The organism is Aneurinibacillus aneurinilyticus ATCC 12856, assembly GCF_000466385.1.
Classification (GTDB): Bacteria; Bacillota; Bacilli; order Aneurinibacillales; family Aneurinibacillaceae; genus Aneurinibacillus; species Aneurinibacillus aneurinilyticus.
On record NZ_KE952861.1, the window covers coordinates 1 to 2,860 of the forward strand.

4 protein-coding genes and 1 tRNA gene are annotated in these 2,860 nt (G+C 41.4%); 3 read left to right on the forward strand and 2 right to left on the reverse strand.

The annotated features are described in order from the left end of the window. Positions 1 to 146 precede the first annotated feature (146 nt). Together HMPREF0083_RS19285 and HMPREF0083_RS29085 are read left to right on the forward strand one after the other, a co-directional pair. Entirely contained in the window at positions 147 to 401 is a 255-nt protein-coding gene (locus tag HMPREF0083_RS19285) for a hypothetical protein (protein ID WP_040303926.1), read from the forward strand. A gap of 347 nt (positions 402 to 748) precedes the next feature. Next, complete coding sequence (locus HMPREF0083_RS29085) at positions 749 to 973, forward strand: hypothetical protein (protein WP_021623371.1); 225 nt, start codon at positions 749 to 751, stop codon at positions 971 to 973. Between the two features lie 20 nt (positions 974 to 993). Here the strand turns inward: HMPREF0083_RS29085 and HMPREF0083_RS19300 are convergent. Further along, positions 994 to 1,064 (reverse strand) — tRNA-Thr (locus HMPREF0083_RS19300). Between the two features lie 98 nt (positions 1,065 to 1,162). Here HMPREF0083_RS19300 and HMPREF0083_RS27410 point away from each other — a divergent pair. Continuing rightward, on the forward strand, positions 1,163 to 1,291 hold the full coding sequence (locus HMPREF0083_RS27410; protein ID WP_021623372.1) for a DUF1540 domain-containing protein: 129 nt from the start codon (positions 1,163 to 1,165) through the stop codon (positions 1,289 to 1,291). A 150-nt stretch (positions 1,292 to 1,441) separates the two neighbouring features. Here the strand turns inward: HMPREF0083_RS27410 and ald are convergent, their stop codons facing one another. Beyond that, positions 1,442 to 2,575, reverse strand: a complete 1,134-nt coding sequence (gene ald, locus HMPREF0083_RS19305; RefSeq protein ID WP_021623373.1) for an alanine dehydrogenase — start codon at positions 2,573 to 2,575, stop codon at positions 1,442 to 1,444. Between the last annotated feature and the right edge of the window lie 285 nt (positions 2,576 to 2,860).

A 2,860-nucleotide genomic window follows, 5' to 3' on the forward strand; every position in this document is an offset into this window, starting at 1 on the left:
TCTGGATCATACTGGATAATCAACACCCTTGATTAGAAACATCTCATCCAGAAATGCTAACGTCTTCCTCTGATTCAATCCAGGCAGAAAATGAATATGTAAAAACGGCTGTATATGAATTGATAAATATCTCCAAGAGAGTTTCGGTGTTTTCGAAGTACGATGTTAATAACATTCCAAAAGATGCTACTACATTTAAGACATGGGGAGAGCCGGTTCAATCGGAATCAAAAGAGGTTGAAAAAATAATTGGTGGTCCTGGTGAATTGGTTTCTGAAAGTGGGAATAAAGGAGAACCACTTCATACGGTTATATATGCCTATAAAGATTTAGGAGCAAATGCTAATTTCCTTTTCCAAGGTAACAAACTACAAAATAAAGCCCAAATTGGGCTCAAATAAATACAAGCCCCTTGGGCTCTTCTTTTTACACAAAAATACAAACATACGTTTCCAACAGGAAGAGGACGCCAAACGATTTACTAACCTTGCCATGATGCCATTTTTCATGCTTAAAGAACTAGAGGCTCATGAGTGGCATCCTGTTCACTTAGCTACCATATTTGATGTGTCTTACGAATATGCTTGTGATCGGCTCAATTACATTCAAAATCGAATCCAAGCTAACTACCTTGATGAATTAAATAAAATAAAATTTTTTACCGTTAAAAAGGAACAAACATTCTTACACTCTTAGTTATGCACATTTTATTTACAGTATATTCACATAATCCACAGGAGGAAAAATCATGTCAGGACAAATTATTCCTAGAGGAAAAGATACATGGTTAGTACGTGTATTTATCGATCGCGATGAGAATGGGAAAAGAAAATATCACAATAAAACAATCCACGGTGGAAAAAAAGTCGCACAGAAATATTTGAATGATATGCTTCGCGAAAAAGATGCAGGCACACAAATAGAAAAAAGAGCCGCCTGCTTAGACGACTCTCACCTTTATAAAACCCTGTAGTATCAAGGGTTTCAGCTTCATGCTCCCACGCGGAATCGAACCACGAACTGACCATTACGAGTGGTCTGTTATACCGTTTAACTATAGGAGCGTATTAAAGACAATTAATATTTTATAAAAAAATGATTCGCATATCAAGCGTCTCCTTTAAGAAATTGAGTGGTAAAGCCAAGGAAAGGAGGCATACATATGACAAATGTAACTTGTACTGCTGAATACTGGGAACAAGGAAACCAATGCATAGCCAGTCATATTGATATCTTCGGTCTTGATGTTAAACACAAGGAAGGAACAGCCTGCGGGACGTTTGATTCCTAACATTCGGAGCATAAAGCAAAATTTCACGCAATGGTGAAGTTTGGGACACAGTGGGGTGGCTATCCACTCTGGAATGTACTGGATAATCAACACCCTTGATAACAAACAACAAAAGCACCCGATATGGATGCCTTTGCTTATATATTCATATTATACGGCCACTGTACCGTTATTCAAAATATCGTTAACGTCTACATACGTATATCCCAGTGCCTCTGCTACTGCTTTATACGTTACTTTACCTTCTATAACATTAATGCCGCGCGCCAGCGGACGGCTTTCAAGAGAGGCTTTTACATATCCTTTATTAGCGATTTGCAGTGCATATGGTACCGTTACATTAGTCAATGCCATGGTAGATGTACGGGCTACAGCGCCAGGCATATTAGCTACCGCGTAATGAAGTACGCCATGTTTTACGTACGTTGGTTCACTGTGCGTTGTTATGCGGTCAATCGTCTCAATCGATCCGCCTTGATCAATAGCTACGTCCACGATGACGGAACCCGGCTCCATTTCTTTTACCATAGCTTCCGTTACAAGACGAGGTGCACGGGCGCCCGGAATAAGAACAGCCCCTACAAGTAGGTCGGCTTCCTTAACAGCCTTTGCAATGTTATACGGATTAGACATTAGTGTCTGAATACGGCCCTGGAATTGCTCATCCAGCTGACGCAGACGATCTGAATTGATATCAAGTAACGTCACTTTCGCGCCCATACCGAGGGCGATTTTTGCCGCATTCGAACCTACGATGCCACCGCCAACAATGGTTACACGACCTGCTTCCACCCCTGGGACACCAGCAAGCAATACACCTTTACCACCTTTTGATTTCTCAAGGAATTGCGCACCGATTTGTACAGACATCCGTCCTGCTACTTCGCTCATTGGCGTCAACAATGGCAGTGCACCGTTGTCATGCTGGATCGTTTCATAGGCAATCGCTACAACCTTCTTTTCTACCAGCGCTTTCGTCAAGGCTGGTTCCGGAGCAAGGTGCAGATACGTAAAGAGTACAAGACCTTCACGGAAGTACTGGAATTCTTCCGCCAGCGGTTCTTTTACTTTCATGACCATGTCGGCCGACCATGCTTCTTTGGCGGTTTGCACAATTTTTGCGCCTTCTTTTACGTATTCATCATTCGTGAAGCCGCTTCCTATTCCAGCTTCTGTTTCCACAAGCACCTCATGACCGGCATGTACAAGAGTGGCTACGCCTGCAGGTGTAATTGCCACGCGGTTTTCGTTGTTTTTTATTTCTTTCGGTACGCCAACAATCATCGTTATAACCTCCTTGTAATCGGTGAAGAACCTACTGTTAATCCATGTCCTAAAGCATGCGCCTCTGCGTGTATTCTATTTTATGACTTTTTCATGAACTTTTCCTTGTCTGAAAGCTTAAAATTATCTATCCTTATTTGTGGATTTCCACAAAAACCTGTTTCACAAACCATCCCTACGATTCACATATAGGCTATCCTGGATGAAGAAAAAAAATTCCACTTATTGAAGAAGTTATTTTATACCACGTCTGTTGATTATCCAGTATGATCCAGAGTGAATCGT

Excerpts from the sequence above, each read along its gene's own strand:
- HMPREF0083_RS29085 (WP_021623371.1), top strand. The coding sequence starts at position 749 with ATGTCAGGACAAATTATTCCTAGAGGAAAAGATACATGGTTAGTACGT.
- ald (WP_021623373.1), bottom strand. The coding sequence starts at position 2,575 with ATGATTGTTGGCGTACCGAAAGAAATAAAAAACAACGAAAACCGCGTG.
- HMPREF0083_RS27410 (WP_021623372.1), top strand. The coding sequence starts at position 1,163 with ATGACAAATGTAACTTGTACTGCTGAATACTGGGAACAAGGAAACCAA.